The sequence below is a fragment of the Ignavibacteriota bacterium genome, assembly GCA_013285405.1.
Lineage (GTDB): Bacteria > Bacteroidota > Ignavibacteria > Ignavibacteriales > Ignavibacteriaceae > IGN2.
Genome location: CP053446.1, coordinates 2,520,917 through 2,537,638, shown reverse-complemented (window position 1 = coordinate 2,537,638; position 16,722 = coordinate 2,520,917). Strand labels below are relative to the sequence as shown.

Below are 16,722 nucleotides of genomic sequence, written 5' to 3'. Positions count from 1 at the left end.
TTGATTCTACAAATTTACGAAAGATTCACAGAGCATGCATGAATGCATTTTTGAATACGATCATACATACATGCATTTATGCATACATGCTATTAGTATAATAGATGAATTTGTTGATTAGTACGAGAAATCCTTTATTAATTCAACGATTTTTAAGATATGATGCATTGCGTTTTAATCCATTCAGCTTTGCTCTTTTAATAGGCGAAGTTCGAAATTTTTCTTTGAACTCCTCTTCTTTCATTTCAAAAATATCGATCAATTTCAACTCTTTGTTTTGAGGTTGAAAATCATTTATTAAAGTTTCAACTGAAAATTTTTGATTCCATGGACAAACATCCTGACATATATCACAACCGAAAAGCCAGTTATCAAACTTTCCAATAAATTCTTCTGATATTTTTCCTTTATTCTCTATCGTCAGATAAGAAATACATTTATTTGCATCAACAACATATTCCTGAACAATTGCACCAGTTGGACAAGCATCAAGACATGCAGTACAGGTACCACAGAAATCAGGAATCTGATCGGAGTAATCAAATTCATAATTGGTAATTATGTTAGCTATAAAAAACCAGCTCCCGATTTCGCGATTGATTACATTTGTGTGTTTTCCAAGCCAGCCAATTCCAGAACGAACTGCCCAGGCTTTATCCATCACTGGTCCGGTATCAACATACGAAATACTTTCAAACGCCGGATCAATACTTTTTAAATCTTCTTCCAGTTTATCAAGCATTGACCAGATAATCAGATGATAATCTTTTCCCCAGGCATATCTTGAAACTTTACCTTTAGTAATTTCATTTGAAAATGAATGCGGAGTATAGTAATTAAGTCCAAGTGAAATAACTGATCTTGCATTTGTAAGAATTTGATTTATGTCTTTCCTCTTTTCAAAATTCTTTTCCATATAATTCATACCAGCCTGATAATTTTTGTCCAACCACTTCTGAAGATTCTGAGATTCGATTTTCAGAATTTCGGCTTTGGCAAAACCGATCAGATCAAAACCAACTGCTTTCGCCTTTTCAACCACTATTTCATTCGATAACTTCATATTTGTTTGATTAAAAAAGTCCTCCCCTTTGGGGAGGATTTAGGTGGGGCATTACCATCTCAATTCTTTTGGTGAAACCTTCACATAAATTTTATCATCAACAACTTCTACCGGATAAACTTGCAAACCATTGCTTCCTGAATCTTTTTTCCCGGTCCGAAGATTAAATTTCCAACCGTGAGCTGGACAGACAACAAATTCATCTTCTACAAATCCGTCATAAATTAAACGAGTTTGCTGATGAGGACAAGTGTTACTCAATGCGAATATTTCAGAATTTATTTTAAATACAGCAATCTCAATATCATTGATAATAAATTTTCTACCTATGTTTTCTTGTAAATCACTTTTTACACAAAGAAAAACATAACCATCTTCTTCAAGTTTCATCAAATGTTCTGAACGATTTATCAACTGCATATCTTTCATTTAGTTTTTTAACTGTTGCAACAGCAAAATCAGGATCGTGACCGAAAAACAATTTCCAGTTTTCATCCAATGCGAGTTTTAGGTACTTTAATTTTTCTTCGAGAGTTACAAGAGGTTGAAGATCATATCCCATTATATAGGGAAGTGAAATGTGTGAGATGAACGGCATAAGATCAGAACAAAATAATATTGTGTTGATTCCATCAGAGATTTTAATCATCTGCTGACCGAATGTATGTCCGTTTATAACTAAGAATTCAATTTCATCATCAAACATTGAATTACCGTTTGTGAATTTGAGTACTCCTTCATCCATCAACGGCTGAAAGTTTTCTTTTATATAGCTTCCTCTATCTCTGTCGGAAGGATTGATTGCCCATTCATAATTCTGCTTTTGAACATAATATTTTGCATTTGGAAAGGCAGGCTGAAATTTAGCATTTACAGAAAAGGTTGAACCGCCAGTATGATCAAAGTGAAGATGAGTCAGGAAAACATCTGTAATGTCTTCAGCTTTTAATCCCTTGGATTCCAGTGCTGAATTCATTGATAACATTTCATCAATAGCATAAATATTTTTTGATTTTTCATCCCACTTGCTGCCCATTCCTGTATCGATGATTATTTTTTTAGAATCACTTTCAAGCAATAAATTTCTTGTTGCAAGTCTGACACGATTTACATCATCGGCAGGATTTGTTTTTTGCCAGAGAGGTTTTGGAATAATCCCGAACATAGCACCGCCATCAAGCCCGAAAGAACCTGAATTGATAATCCCGAGTTTATATTTACCGATTTTCATTAGAATTAATCAATTTGATTTATTGTTTCTTCCCCAAAATAAAAAAGAATGATTTCAATTCACAGAAAGAAAAGATTTAAAATAAAAAACCCCGACAATGCCGGGGTTCATCGTAAATAAATTTATTACCTTCCTAATCCATCTAGATAATCTTTCCTGGCAAGAAGCTGCTCTTCTGTTTCGACATGTTTTGGATCCGGAATGCAGCAATCAACCGGACAAACTGCCGCACATTGAGGTTCATCATGAAATCCTTTACACTCTGTACATTTATCAGGTACTATGTAGAAAAATTCGGCAGAATAAAATCCGTTTGCACCAGATGGAGCAGCGTCACCATCACCATAAGATTTACCAGATAATTCCCAATTAACTCCACCTTCATATATCGCAGTATTCGGACATTCAGGTTCGCAAGCACCGCAGTTGATACATTCTTCAGTTATCATAATTGCCATAACAGTTCTCCTTTAATTTTAATTCTATTTTTGAACCCTATTTTTAAAACAGGATAAATTTCTGAAAAGTTCTTCTGAAATTTATAAAAAATACAATCCTTGACAAGCCAAAATACGATTAATGAAGTATATAATTCTAATTATTTTGTATTATCTGAAAATTTTAAGGTTTTATTCCACTAAAATTATTTTGTAAATGACTAAGAGCTGTATTGGTTGTTTCCAGATTTTTATCAACAGCAAACTTTTCTGCATTCTGAATATTTCCTGAATAGAATCTCCACCATAAAAGAGTTCCGACAGCAAATCCATCAAATATCCTGTCTTCTATAAAAGCATTAATCGTAAGATAGCCCCAAAGAACATTCCAGCCAATAGAAATTAATCCGTTAAGATATTCTCCAGTATAAAATTGTCCTGCACCAGGGATTATTGACAAAGTTTTTGCAAGAGTTGGATTATACAAGTCTTCAGCAATTGAATCACAGAAAGTTGCAAGTTGATGGTCAGTTTTTATTTTAGAAAAAGACTGTGATGCTTTTTCCCAATCATCTGAAAAAATAAATGTCCATCCACGCCAATAATTTATTTCATCAGTTTTATTTTCAAATCTTGAATCATTTTGCAATGAATCCAGTAGTTCAAAAGCTCTGACGGTTGTTCTTCTCAATATATTTATTTTGATGATTTCAATTCGGGATTTGAATAACTCATCGAATGTTTTTGAACGTAATTCAGCAATTGTGAAATAATGAACTGCATCAGAAAAGTAAGCTCCTACTTTATAACTAAGTCCAATCTTAAAATTTGCGTCATAATCATAAACTCCTGATGAATCAAAAAAGAGAAGTCTTTTAAATTCAGTAACAGCATCAAAATATTTTTCTTCATCAAATAAATTCTTTGCAAAATTGAATTGCTGTTCAAAAACATTTTGAGCAAACAACTTTTGTGCTGATAATAACAAAAAAGCTGCGATGAATGATTGTTTAATTACAGAAATCATATTCAGGGACAAAATAATTTTTTTCTTCGAGAAATAATTTTAAACCATCGTTAAATTTAAAATCAACGCGTGCATTAAATATTTGCGCAGATGCAATTGAGCCATACACATTTCCTGCATAGAAAAAAGCTCCAAGACCAGTAAATATCCAGGCACGTGTTGTGTGATCAGCCCGAAAATTATCATACGCAAGAAATGCGAAAAGACCAGTTACCAGAAAAGCTGCAATTCCATCACTCCATTCACCAACATACATCTTTCCGCTGCCCGGAATAATTGCAGACATAATTCCTGAAAGTTCAGCACTTTTATATGGTGGATTTGTTTTTAAATCATAATACAACGAAACGATTCTTTTCTCTTCTTCGCTGAAAGGTCTGATTAAATCTTCTTTTAATATCATAATTGAGTCAGCATATAACATCGAAACGCTATTTAGCTTATTTATTCTTGATACATACTGATTTTCAAATAATAAACTATCGGAGACAGAAAGTGGTTTTGTTTCAATCAGCATTTTATTTTTTAAAGATAATAAATACGCATCAGGAAAGAGTTTTGAGCCGGCTGAAAGTGTTTTCAAATAGTCGTTTGAATTCTGATAAAGACTTAATTCAGAATATCCAATCATAATCTTAAAATGGATGGTATCATTAACTAACTGATTATCAATTTGTGCGTATTGCTCTATAGCGCGAAGATAATCACCTTCGCAAAAAAGATGATCAGCGAATTTTTTTATATTTTCATGTGAATAAAAATCGAAAGAAGAAGATTGTGCAAAAGTTACTGAATGGATCAGAAAGAAAAGTGTAAGATATTTTCTCATTCATCATCAACTATAAATTCTGGTGGCAAATATTTGATATTTTTTCTGTTTAAAGTGTAGTTATCAGGTGGATCATAATAATAACCTGTACTTACCCGCGGATAATGATTATGATTCTTTATAATATTCATATCACGGGTAAATCTATCGAAGAACATCAAAGATGCCTGGAAAATATTTGTCACTTTCGCAGACTGAATTAAAAATGATGAACAGGTTGGTCTGAATGGACAATTGTCACCATCCACATCAGAAATAAAAAACCAGTAAGCATTTGCCAGTGATTTGCTCACAAACTCTCCGGCACTTTCTGATTCAAATGAATAATTCCTTTTAGTAAAATGAATTTCTTTTTCGTATGATATATCTGCCTTTTGCCATTTGAGATTTTCAATCTGACTAAAAGCAGCAGAGGAAGATAAAAGAAAAATCAATAATAATTTGATTTTACTTTGCATCAAGCAGCGACCTTGCAATCACTATTTTCTGAATTTCAGAAGTGCCTTCATAAATTTCTGTGATCTTGGCATCACGCAGATATCTTTCAACTAAATATTCTCTGACATAACCATATCCGCCGTGAACCTGAATAGCTTCAAGTGCACATTCTACTGCAACTTTTGAAGCATAAAGTTTTGCCATCGCAGCTTCTGCAAAATATTTTTTGTGAACATCTTTCAAAGCAGCAGCTTTTAAAGTTAATAATTTTGCCGCGTCAACTTTTAAAGCCATATCCGCAAGCTTAAACTGAATTGCCTGAAGATTTGCAATTTCTTTTCCGAAAGCTTTTCTTTCTTTTGAATATTTAATTGATGCTTCAAGTGAAGCTTCTGCAATTCCTAATGCCTGGGATGCGATCCCGATCCTTCCACCATTCAATGTATTCATTGCAAAGTTAAATCCTTTACCTTCTTCCCAAACAATATTTTCTTTTGGAACTCTGCAATTCTCAAAAGTCAACGAACAAGTATCCGAACTTCTTATTCCAAGTTTATCTTCTTTTTTTCCCTGACCGAATCCAGGTGTTCCTTTTTCAACAATGAATGTCGAAATACCTTTGTGTCCTTTAGATTTATCAGTTGTTGCCATCACTAAATAATAATCAGCAGTCGTTCCGTTTGTAATCCAATTTTTCATTCCATTCAAAATAAAATAATCACCATCTCTATCAGCCATTGTATGCTGCTGGGTTGCATCACTGCCTGCTTCGGGTTCTGAAAGAGCAAATGCACCAAGCTTTTCACCTTTTGCCAGCGGAACTAAATATTTTTGCTTCAGATACTCTGAACCGTATTCTTCTAAACCCCAGCAGACGAGTGAATTGTTGACTGACATTATTACTCCAACACTTGCATCTACTTTCGAAATTTCTATCATTGCAAGTACATAGCTAATCGTATCCAATCCGGCTCCGCCATAATCCGGTGAAACCATCATTCCCATAAATCCAAGTTCTCCCATTTTTTTAATTATATCTGCTGGAAATTCTGCATTGATATCTCTTTGAACAGAAGATTGAGCAATTTCGTTTTGAGCGAAATCACGAGCAGATTCCTGGATCATCAATTGTTCTTCAGTAAAATCAAAATTCATTCTTTACCCCGTATTTTATTTTAACAAGTTAGATAGATATTAGAGTTGAATAATTTTCTTTGACAAAAATAATGCAATCTGAAATCTAAGACAACGAATTTTTTAAATTGAATTGATTATTCGTGTTGTCAAAGGTGATGTCTTAGATTATTTTTGGATTATGATTAAAGCAATAGAGACACTTAAAGGATTAACTCTCTCAGAATTAAGGGAATATTTTATCACACAAAGCCAACCTGCTTTCAGAGCCAAACAGGTATTTAAATGGATGTACGGTGATATGGTTGACAGTTTTGATGAGATGAGCAATCTTCCAAAATCATTGAGAAATAATCTTTCTGAAAAATTGACAATCGATACTCTCCGATACTCTATCAGCGAAATTTCTCCATCAACCGGAACAAAGAAATATATTTTTGAAACCCATACCGGAGATAAAATCGAGTCAGTTGTAATTCCAGAGAAAAAACGAACGACACTGTGTATTTCAACTCAAGTTGGCTGTCCTCTTGATTGTAAATTCTGTGCAACCGGATTGATGGGATACAAAAAAAATTTAACATCAGGAGAAATATTTGATCAGTACAAGCTTGCAAGTAAAGATTATAAAGAAAGTGAAATAACGAATATCGTTTATATGGGAATGGGCGAACCACTTCTGAACTTCAAAGAAACTTTAAAGTCTCTGGAAATATTTGCAGAAGAATTAACGACAGGAATAAGTTTGAAGAAAATAACTGTTTCAACCGCAGGTATTGCTCCAAAAATTCAAGAGCTGCAAGAAACAGGATTGAAAGTTAAGCTCGCATTTTCGCTTCATTCTTGTTTTGAAGAGATAAGAAATAAAATAATGCCGATCAACAAAAAGTATTCTCTCAAAGAAAACATCGAAGTGTTAAAAAGTTATGCTGCGAAAACTAATACTCGAATCACTTTTGAGTATGTTATGCTTGACGGAATAAATGATCGGGATGAAGATATAAAAGCTCTTGCAAGATTGATGAGTACAATCCCAAGTAAATTAAATATTATTCCGTTCAACTCACTTGAACATATGGATCCAACAGGTTTTTCAGGAAAACTTCGTTCAACTTCAATGGAGAGAATTCAGGAGTTTGCTGATAAACTAAGAGAAAAAAATATTACTATTATGCTGCGAAATACACAAGGTGATGATATTGCTGCGGCTTGTGGACAACTTGCCTATCCCCCTACCCCTTTCCTAAGGAAAGGGGCTTTATGATGAGAAAACTTACTCACGATGAAATAGCAAAGAACAGAAGTACTTTAGATTCATTACACAAAGTGAAAAAACTTCCTGTTTATGTTGTGTTGAACAGTATCAGAAGTTCATATAATGTTGGTTCGATATTCAGGACTTCCGATGGAGCAATGATCGAAAAACTTTTCCTTTGCGGCTACACACCGTATCCTCCACATCCTGAACTTCCAAATGGCAAAAAAGATGTTTTGAAAACTTCTCTCGGTTCAACAGAAAGTGTTAAATGGGAATATGTTAAAGATCCTAAAGAAGTTGTGAGACGAATGAAAGAGAATGGAATAAAAGTTTGTGCGCTCGAACTAACGAGCAAAAGTTTTCCTTATTATGAACTGAAGAAAGATATTTTCCCTTTGTGTCTTGTTGTTGGAAATGAAATTACAGGAGTATCGCAGGAAATTTTAGATATGTGTGATTTTTCGATTGAGATTCCGCAATTCGGAATTAAGCAATCATTAAATGTTGCAGTAGCTTATGGGGTATCGGTTTTTAGATTAAGAGAAATATTTGATTTGTAATTTGTTTTTTGTGACTTGGAATTTCCACTACACTGCCGCAGTAAAAAACTCTTCCCCGTTATCTTTAGTATGAATTAACAACAGGTTTGCACGAACCATTTTTACAAGAGTTCTCGACGCTCTTCTTTCGGAAATGTTTACAAGATTACTTAATTCCTTAACAGAAATTTTTTCATAAAGAGATAAATACTCAAAAACTCTTTTTTCAACATCACCGATCTGATATTTTTTTAATGCAAGATTTGAAGAATTTGCTCTCAGTATCCTAACCGTCTCTTTACTTGCTGTAACACTTTTATCATTCACCCTTACAAGCACAATTGCTTTATTAATATCCAATTCATTTTCGTAATCCTGAAGACGATGAGGTTTATTATCTGACTCAGGAATGCTGACTACAACAACTTCCCTTCCATAAACTTCAATATAATCTATCGAATACTTTAAAGGAGGTTCACAGAAATTCTCAGCAGCATTTTTAATCATTTCAGATTCTGCTTTTTCGCTATCAACACCAACGACTTCTCTGTCATCATCTACACCAAAAATCATATAACCCCCTTTTGTATTAGCAAAAGCGATCATCCCTCTTGCAATTTTCTCTGGTGTGGTAAAATGTCTTTTGAATTCAACCTGAAGATTTTCCCCTTCTTCGATCAACTCTAAAAGATGACGTCGGTTCATGTTTCAATTGAAATAGATAAATGAGATGAACAGTTTAAAAATTAAGATAAAAGATTAAAGTCAAAAGATTAAAAATATTATTCTTTCTTCTTTGATCTTGGAACTATCTTCGCCTGCGTGGATTCCAGACAGGCTCTTTATTTACAGGGAGCTTTTTCTTCTCGCTTACTGTTTGTTTTTGTTCGGGAAGCTGCTGTTCCTCTTCCAAAGCGACCTGAATCGTATCAAGTGGAGTAACAGCTAAAGAGTCAACATTAACCATATTGTTAACTCCATTTGAATCTGCTACCACTAATGCATTCAAAGAATCAAGTAATGCAGTTTCCTGTTTCTTTTTTTCCTGTTTATATGCTGTAACTTTTGGTGCAACCACGCGAACATATTCAGACGCAGGATATTTTAAGATGAGTGTATCGTAAGCTGTAACTGCTGCCGGATAATCTTTAAGCTCATTCTCCTCTATCCAGCCGGAAGCATAAATAGCTTTTGGCGCAATATCAGAATTTGGATACAACTCAGGTATTTCTTTCAGTTTGTTAATTGCTGAATAATAATCTCCTGCAAGTAAAAATTCTTCTGCAAGTTTGTATTCATTAACCGCCGGATCATATTTCAAATCTATAAGTGGTTTATTCAGCTTTACTGCTGCTGCGTTAACTATACTTTCATTTTTATAATTATCGTAAATAATGTTGAAAAGACTATCAGCACTTTTCTGATTATCTTCTGTAAGATAGTAGCTGCCCATTGCAAACAATGAATTTGCATAATATGAATTGTCAGGATACTCGGTGAGGTTGCTGTAATAATATTTATAAGCAGAATCAGGCAGATCAAATTCAGATAAAAATAGATTGCCAAGATCAAGTTGATTTTTTGCAACAAGTGTTTTTAGAGAATCCTCACTTATTTTCGGTTTTCTCGGAGGATTATTTTTAAACTTAAGTGTGTCAGGCAAAGCTGAAATCAGTTGGTTAGCAAGCGCTTCGCGTTCGCGCATTTTTTGTTCGAGGAGAACTTTCGCATTCGGATCGAAAGTCCGGTTAGTAAACATACTATCAAATTGTGCTACGAGTAATGAATCTTCCGGTTTGGGATATCGTACTTTTGTCATTATCGTATCTCTGTTTATAAACTCCAGCGAGTCTTTGAGATGAACAACCAGAGTATCAGCTACTTTTAAAGAATCAAAATAAAATCCCGTTGTATCGGTATCACCAAGAAGTAATGTCTCAAGTCCCGACCAGCTTTCCTGCAGTTCCTGAACATTTTTAATTTCTTCTGCGATAGCTAATGAATCCTGTACGTACTTTATTGAATCCATTGCGAATTGCTCAGGATATTGCAAATAGAACAACTGTTTTCCGTATTTAGTCAATTCCCGCTTTATAATTACATACCGGTTGAATAAACGCTGCTTCTCTTTTGCAGGTTGAATATATTCTTTTGGTAGCTGAGAAGTTGAGGCTTTTTGATAATAAACCGCTGCACTATCCAGCAATTTTAATCCGTGTTCATAAACGCTGCCAATTTCATATTTGGCAGCACCAGCAACGGAAGTATTTTTATAAGTGGTATCAACCACAGTTAGTTTAGTAATTGCTGCCTCATAATTACCAAGAGCATTTTCTGTAATACCAATTTCAAGATCTATATCTGAATATTTATCAGCATACTTATCTTCTGAACGCATGTTAGTGAAAATATCATAAGCTCTTTCGGGTTCGCCGATTTGCCTGAGTGCATTACCAAGTTTGAGTTTTGCAGAAACTTCAAGGTCATACGCTGGTGAATGTTCAAATACCTGTTCGTATGCTATTACAGCATTCTGGATATCACCAATCTGCATATTCAGGTTACCTACTTCGTGCCAAAGCTCAGCATTGATTGTTTCATTATCTGATATTCCGAGGAATTCATTTGCAACCTGTATTGCAGCAGGAATATCATTTATAGTTTTTCTGTAAACAATCTCCTCAATATAAGCCTGCTCAACAATTTCTTCTTCATCTTCTTCTATTCCTATGTCTCTTACTTCTGTAAGAGTTGCCAAAGCATCGGAATAATTTCTTAATCTCATATCACACTTGCCGATCCAAAGTTTTGATTCGAGTGCATACTCACCTTCCGGATCACTTGCGATTAGTTCTTTAAATTTCTGCTGGGATTTCATATAGTTCTTCTGATAGTAAAAAGCTTTTCCCAGCATCAACAGTGCTTCATCTACATAAGAAGAATTTGAATGGAACTGAAGAATGGCTGAACATTTTTCTATTAATTTCTGAACGTCTGCATTTGCAGCCGGAGGAATTGTGGATGGTTCAACAGAAAACAGGTCTTTTTTCTGATCTGTTATCTGTTTTTCAATTTTTGTGTAGAGCTCATCTGCATTATAGTAAAGATTGAAGTAAGTGATGAAGTTATCCCAGACACCGCAACCGGTTAGAATAATCAAAATTGAAAATAAAAAATAAATTCTATCTTTAAAGAGATCGGTGATCATTGCACTTGAAACTATTAAAGAATAAATAAAACAAAAAGGCAATTTAAAGGGCGTCTTTGCCTGATTCCCCTGTTCTAATCCTGACTACATCCTCAACATTATAAATAAATATCTTACCGTCTCCAACCTGACCCGTTTTTGCAATTTTCATAATTGCATCGATAATTTTTTCTGCTTTGGAATCCTCTACCACAACTTCGATTTTTATTTTGGGTACAAATTCAATCCGGTATTCGCTTCCGCGGTAAGTTTCAGTATGACCTTTTTGTCTGCCGTAACCTCTTACTTCAGAAATTGTCAAACCTCGAATTCCAATTTCAACAAGAGATTCCTTAACTTCTTCAAGTTTGAATGGTCGTATTATCGCTTCTATTTTTTTCACAGAACCTCCTATTTTCCGTGACAGTTTTTATATTTTTTTCCGCTGCCACAAGGACAGGGATCATTCCTTCCAACTTTTTCTGCAACCTGAATGGGCTGCATCTTCCCGGCAACCTGCGGTGAGCCAGGTTTTTGCTGCAATCCAATATTTGTAGTCACAGCTTTACTCTCAGTCATTCTTGTTACAGGTTGTCGTCTCTGCTGCTGAACTTCTCCCGGCGCGTGCGGGAAAAATTTGAATGTAAATGACACAACGTCATTTCTTATTTGTTCAAGCAGTGAAACAAATAATTTAAATGATTCACCTTTGTATTCAACAAGCGGATCTTTTTGACCATACGCCCGAAGTCCAATTCCTTCTTTCAGGTCATCCATTTCCCTGAGATGCTCTTTCCATTTTGTATCTATCACACTCAGCATTGCATAACGTTCTAATCGCGCCATTAATTCTGAACCAAGCATCTGTTCTTTTTTATTATAAAAATCTTTTGCAGCATTAAGAATCTTTTCTTTCAATCCATCTTTACCGAGTTTATCAAATTCGTCTGGTTCAATCTTGATATCAACAAGAAGTTTCATCATTAGTTCCTCCCGCAGCAGATCTGCTTCTGCATTATCAAAATAAGTGTCAACTAATGCTGATATGTATTCATCAAGTAAATCGAAAACTTCACTTTTCAGCCTGTCTCCCTGAAGTGCACGATTTCGTTTTGTATAGATAACCTCTCTTTGAGAGTTCATTGTATTATCGTATTCGAGCAGACGTTTTCTGATTGAGAAATTATTTTCCTCAACTTTCTTCTGCGCTCTTTCAACTGATCGGCTTATTAACGGATGTTGAATAACTTCACCTTCTTTCAATCCCATTCTTTCCATGATAGATGAAATACGATCAGAACCAAATAATCTCATCAGATCATCTTCAAGTGAAAGATAAAATTTAGATGTTCCGGGATCTCCCTGTCTTCCTGAACGACCACGTAACTGACGATCAATACGTCTCGATTCGTGTCTTTCAGTTCCAAGAATATAAAGCCCGCCTCTGTCTTTTACTCCGGCACCAAGTTTTATATCGGTTCCTCTTCCTGCCATATTCGTTGCGATAGTAACAGCACTTATTTCACCTGCATGTGCAACAATTTCTGCTTCCCTCTGATGCTGTTTTGCATTCAAAACATTATGCTGAACTCCTTTTCTTTTCAACATTCTGCTGATTGTTTCAGACACTTCAACTGAAGTTGTACCTACTAGTACAGGTCTTCCCTCTTTTTTCAATTCTTCAATTTTTTCTATTACTGCATTATATTTTTCTCTTTTAGTTTTATAAATTGAATCATCCGTATCATCTCTTACACAATCTTTATTTGTAGGTATCACAACTACTTCAAGATTATATATCTGGAAAAACTCATTCTCTTCAGTTTCAGCAGTTCCGGTCATACCAGCAAGTTTTTTATACATCCTGAAATAATTTTGGAGTGTGATTGTCGCCAGTGTTTGTGAATCTCTTTGTACTTTTACATTTTCTTTTGCCTCAATTGCCTGATGAAGTCCATCGCTGTATCTTCTTCCCGGCAGAACACGACCTGTAAACTCATCAACGATGGCAATTTTTCCGTCTTCTGTTACAACATACTCAACATCTTTATCAAACAATGTGTACGCTTTTAACAACTGATGAAGCGTATGTATTCTTTCACTTGCTTCAGAGTATTTTGAATAAAGCACATCTTTTTTTTGAATTTTTTCCTGTTCGGAAAGATCCGGATCATTTTCAAATTTGCTTATCTCTGTTCCAAGATCGGGAAGAATAAAGAAATCTTTTTCCATTCCGCTCCCCTGAGCAAGTTCTTCACGACCTTTTTCTGTTAATTCAATACTATTGTTTTTTTCATCAATTACAAAATAAAGTTCGTCATCAATTATGTACATATTCTTTGCTTTTTCGCGGAGATACTCAAGTTCGGTTTCCTGCATAAGTTTTTTGTTAGAAGCTTCACTTAGAATTTTCATCAGCTTATTATTTTTCGGTAAACCTCTGAATGCTCTGAAAATATGAACGCCAGCTTCAGGCGTTGCACCTTGTTCCTCAAGAATTTTTTCTGCTTCAGCCAACATGCTTGCAACAATATTCTTCTGCTTTTTAAAAATCCTTTCAATCCTGGGTTTCATTTCCATAAATTTATGATCATCAACATCAACCGGACCGGAAATAATAAGTGGTGTTCTTGCTTCATCAACGAGAACGGAGTCAACTTCATCCACAATTACATAATTATGTCCACGTTGAACTTGTCCTTCTTTATCAATTGCCATATTATCACGCAGATAATCGAAACCAAATTCATTGTTTGTTCCGAATGTGATATCACGATTATAAATTTCTTTTCTTTGGCGAGGTTCCATCGTGTTGAGAATGCAGCCGACAGTAAGTCCGTGGAATTTATAAATCTCTCCCATCCATTCGCTGTCACGTTGAGCAAGATAATCGTTCACAGTTACAAGATGAACTCCTCTACCGGTGAGTGCGTTCAAATAAACAGGAAGTGTTGCAACGAGAGTTTTACCTTCTCCGGTTGCCATTTCTGCAATTTTACCTTGATGAAGAACTACTCCACCGATAAGCTGAACATCGTACGGAATCATATCCCAGGTAATTTTATTTCCGACAACTGTCCAGCTTTTTCCAACCAATCTTTCACAGGTTGATTTCACAACTGCAAATGCTTCAGGAAGAATTTGACTTAATATTTCTTCATATTCTTCATCAAGTTTATCATTTAATCCATCAAGTTCATCGTAAGCCGTACCTCTGTCAAAATCTTCATCGCTTTGAAGTTTTGATTTTAACTCATCAATTTGTTTTCTTGTTTCAGCGGTGAATTCATTTATTTTATTTTTGAATTCCTGTGTTTTTGCACGTAATTCATCATCGGAAAGCTGTTTCAGCTTTTCATATTCCTGATTTATTTCTTCAACTACCGGCCATAAAAGCTTAAGACTTTTCTCATGCTTATCGCCAAATATTTTCTTAATTACATTTAACATTCAGTGTCTAACTCCTTAATAAAAGTGCGTTTAACATACTTATGTAAGTTTTGAAATGCAATTTAAGAAATTTTGGTTAGAATAGACTTTTAATTTTGTTAAACGGTATTTCAAGATTTTTGTTGTTTGTTTTTTAAATATTAAAGATATTTAAGAAATAAAAAGTTGATTCTTGCAAGAAGATAATCAGATGAGTATAAGAACATTGAAATGGGAATATTTTAACAACAATGCTGTAACCCGTACATTAACCTATAACAACCATGGATGGCTCAGCAAAATAGAAGATAGCTATATGTCAGAAGAGTTGTTGTATCATTCCGACGGTTATGGAAATGCGGGTACTACACCGGTAATATTTCACAGATAGCATTTATGGATAAGAGTATTGCTAATCTGTACGACTATATCACTCAATTTAAGTATGATAATTTAGGAAGAATGCAGGTAGCAGACCATTTTGGTATGTGGGCTGGATATAATAACTATGATATCGGTGTCGGAACTAACAATGAAACAAAATTTGATGCAAACGGCAACCTGTTATTTATAAATGAAGGAACTAACCGTAACTATAAATATTTTGATGCCACAAATCTTATTAAAAATACGGATGGATCAGCAAACACAGTATATAGTCATGATAAAAATGGAAATATTATATACTCTACACCTAAAAGTATATCGTTAACCTATGATTCGTATTTTAATTTAACATCTACCACGATTGATGATGAATATAATAGTATTGGATCGTCCATTTATGATGCTGCGAATGAACGGGTCTTAAAACAATTCCTTTTGTACGATCATACTTTTAAAACTTTTTACTTTAGAGGTTTAAGTGATTATCCTTTGATTGAGAAAAATTACGAGTTTTCGACTCTAATTAATACAATCCTTTATATATATGGTCCCACAGGTTTGGTTGCAATCAAAGATGGCAGTACTGTTAATTATGTGCTTAAAGATCATCTTGGTTCTACAAGGATGGTGCTAAACAGCAGTAATCAAGTTGACTCAAAATATAACTACTCTCCGTTTGGGAGAATAATGTACTCCTCTGTAAGTACAGATGTAGCATATAAGTTTACAAGCCAGGAGTTTGATGACGAGAACGGTTTGTACAACTTTAGAGCAAGAATGTACGATGCTGAGCTTGGTATGTTCTATGCCTACGATCCTGCTATGCAGAACTTCTCTCCTTTTGGTTATGCGGGAAATAATCCTGTTATTAGAGTAGATAGAAATGGTAGGTGGTTTGTTGTACCTCTCTTTCTGGGAGCTATTATGGGTGAAAAAATTGCTAGAGAAAAAGGCGTAACTGGTTTTGGATTATTAGGATATATAGGGGCTTCTATGGCAATAAATGTAGCAACAGCTGGTTTAGGAATGGCCTTCACAGGCTTTACATCGACTATTACTGCAGGTTCTTCTGCAATGATATCTGCTGGGATTGGTGCAGGTATTAGCGGTAGTTTAAATGATTTGGCTATGTCTTGGCTATCGGGTGATAAGCCCAATGAGTTTTGGCGAAGTTTCGGAGCTGGATTCTTAGGTGGTTCAATAAAGTCTATAGGGGGACCTTTTGCTTCGTTTGTAGGCGGAGGATTAGCAGCCGGAATTAATTCACAGGAAGCTTATTTACAAAATGCTTTAATTGGAGGTCTAATAAGTGTTGGCGATTATTATCTTGAAAAAACAATTAGATATAATAGAAAAACTGGTATTCCTGTGCTAGATGAAAATAGGGAAGAAATAGATAATGCAATAAGGGAAGCTCATCTCGAAGGGAATGAAGCGGGGTCAATCTTCGAAGGTGATCAACTCAAGGGAAAATGGAAACAAAGTGAAACAATTACTGAAGGGAGAAAAATTAGAAAAGAAATACTTCTTCCACCAGGCACAACTCAGACTATTCACTCTCATACGATCCCAGGTGGTCCGAGTGAAGTCGATTTGACACAAGGATTGATTGATTCACCGGTAATTGACTGCTGGAACATTTATTTAATTAATGGAGGGGGCTACACAAATGTCGGTTTGTCTATAAACTATTTTATGTTAAATTATAGTCAGATAAATTTTTGGGGGAGATACTTTTATAGGTTTAAGTGAGGATATCATAG

16 protein-coding genes are annotated in these 16,722 nt (G+C 34.8%); 4 read left to right on the top strand and 12 right to left on the bottom strand.

Annotation, left to right across the window (positions count from 1 at the left end; all coding sequences use genetic code 11):
• Positions 1–142 precede the first annotated feature (142 nt).
• The 8 genes from queG to HND39_11010 all read right to left on the bottom strand — a co-directional run bounded on the left by queG (position 143) and on the right by HND39_11010 (position 6,180).
• Positions 143–1,063, bottom strand: coding sequence for a tRNA epoxyqueuosine(34) reductase QueG (gene queG, locus HND39_11045; protein QKJ96771.1), 921 nt, complete (start codon positions 1,061–1,063; stop codon positions 143–145).
• A gap of 51 nt (positions 1,064–1,114) precedes the next feature.
• Positions 1,115–1,453 carry a Rieske (2Fe-2S) protein gene (locus HND39_11040; GenBank protein QKJ96770.1) on the bottom strand — a complete coding sequence of 113 codons (339 nt, stop codon included), beginning with the start codon at positions 1,451–1,453 and terminating at the stop codon, positions 1,115–1,117.
• Positions 1,443–2,294, bottom strand: coding sequence for an MBL fold metallo-hydrolase (locus HND39_11035; GenBank protein ID QKJ96769.1), 852 nt, complete (start codon positions 2,292–2,294; stop codon positions 1,443–1,445). The genes HND39_11040 and HND39_11035 overlap by 11 nt, the downstream gene beginning before the upstream one ends.
• A 125-nt stretch (positions 2,295–2,419) precedes the next feature.
• Positions 2,420–2,752, bottom strand: a complete 333-nt coding sequence (locus HND39_11030; protein QKJ96768.1) for a 4Fe-4S dicluster domain-containing protein — start codon at positions 2,750–2,752, stop codon at positions 2,420–2,422.
• Between the two features lie 163 nt (positions 2,753–2,915).
• A complete protein-coding gene (locus HND39_11025) occupies positions 2,916–3,758 on the bottom strand; it encodes a hypothetical protein (protein QKJ96767.1) in 843 nt (280 codons plus the stop codon).
• Complete coding sequence (locus HND39_11020) at positions 3,742–4,587, bottom strand: hypothetical protein (GenBank protein QKJ96766.1); 846 nt, start codon at positions 4,585–4,587, stop codon at positions 3,742–3,744. The genes HND39_11025 and HND39_11020 overlap by 17 nt, the downstream gene beginning before the upstream one ends.
• Positions 4,584–5,045 carry a membrane protein insertion efficiency factor YidD gene (gene yidD / locus HND39_11015; GenBank protein ID QKJ96765.1) on the bottom strand — a complete coding sequence of 154 codons (462 nt, stop codon included), beginning with the start codon at positions 5,043–5,045 and terminating at the stop codon, positions 4,584–4,586. The genes HND39_11020 and yidD overlap by 4 nt, the downstream gene beginning before the upstream one ends.
• Positions 5,035–6,180, bottom strand: a complete 1,146-nt coding sequence (locus HND39_11010; protein ID QKJ96764.1) for an acyl-CoA dehydrogenase — start codon at positions 6,178–6,180, stop codon at positions 5,035–5,037. Before HND39_11010 ends, yidD begins: the two co-directional genes overlap by 11 nt.
• Positions 6,181–6,340: 160 nt before the next feature.
• Here HND39_11010 and rlmN point away from each other — a divergent pair, with 160 nt between their 5' ends.
• Both rlmN and HND39_11000 read left to right on the top strand, forming a co-directional pair.
• A complete protein-coding gene (gene rlmN / locus HND39_11005; protein QKJ96763.1) occupies positions 6,341–7,423 on the top strand; it encodes a 23S rRNA (adenine(2503)-C(2))-methyltransferase RlmN in 1,083 nt (360 codons plus the stop codon).
• Positions 7,423–7,977 (top strand): RNA methyltransferase, encoded by a 555-nt coding sequence (locus tag HND39_11000; GenBank protein ID QKJ97976.1) that lies wholly within the window; start codon positions 7,423–7,425, stop codon positions 7,975–7,977. The genes rlmN and HND39_11000 overlap by 1 nt, the downstream gene beginning before the upstream one ends.
• 27 nt (positions 7,978–8,004) lie before the next feature.
• On the opposite strand, the gene HND39_10995 is transcribed toward HND39_11000, so the two are convergent.
• The 4 genes from HND39_10995 to secA form a co-directional block, all read right to left on the bottom strand.
• Positions 8,005–8,661, bottom strand: a complete 657-nt coding sequence (locus HND39_10995) for an ATP-binding protein (protein ID QKJ96762.1) — start codon at positions 8,659–8,661, stop codon at positions 8,005–8,007.
• 103 nt (positions 8,662–8,764) lie between these two features.
• Positions 8,765–11,164 carry a tetratricopeptide repeat protein gene (locus HND39_10990; protein ID QKJ96761.1) on the bottom strand — a complete coding sequence of 800 codons (2,400 nt, stop codon included), beginning with the start codon at positions 11,162–11,164 and terminating at the stop codon, positions 8,765–8,767.
• A gap of 43 nt (positions 11,165–11,207) precedes the next feature.
• Positions 11,208–11,546 carry a P-II family nitrogen regulator gene (locus HND39_10985; protein ID QKJ96760.1) on the bottom strand — a complete coding sequence of 113 codons (339 nt, stop codon included), beginning with the start codon at positions 11,544–11,546 and terminating at the stop codon, positions 11,208–11,210.
• A gap of 8 nt (positions 11,547–11,554) precedes the next feature.
• Positions 11,555–14,593 (bottom strand): preprotein translocase subunit SecA, encoded by a 3,039-nt coding sequence (gene secA, locus HND39_10980; GenBank protein QKJ96759.1) that lies wholly within the window; start codon positions 14,591–14,593, stop codon positions 11,555–11,557.
• Between the two features lie 190 nt (positions 14,594–14,783).
• Here secA and HND39_10975 point away from each other — a divergent pair, with 190 nt between their 5' ends.
• On the top strand, positions 14,784–14,963 hold the full coding sequence (locus HND39_10975; protein QKJ96758.1) for a hypothetical protein: 180 nt from the start codon (positions 14,784–14,786) through the stop codon (positions 14,961–14,963).
• Between the two features lie 5 nt (positions 14,964–14,968).
• Positions 14,969–16,711 carry an RHS repeat-associated core domain-containing protein gene (locus tag HND39_10970; GenBank protein ID QKJ96757.1) on the top strand — a complete coding sequence of 581 codons (1,743 nt, stop codon included), beginning with the start codon at positions 14,969–14,971 and terminating at the stop codon, positions 16,709–16,711.
• Positions 16,712–16,722 lie beyond the last annotated feature (11 nt).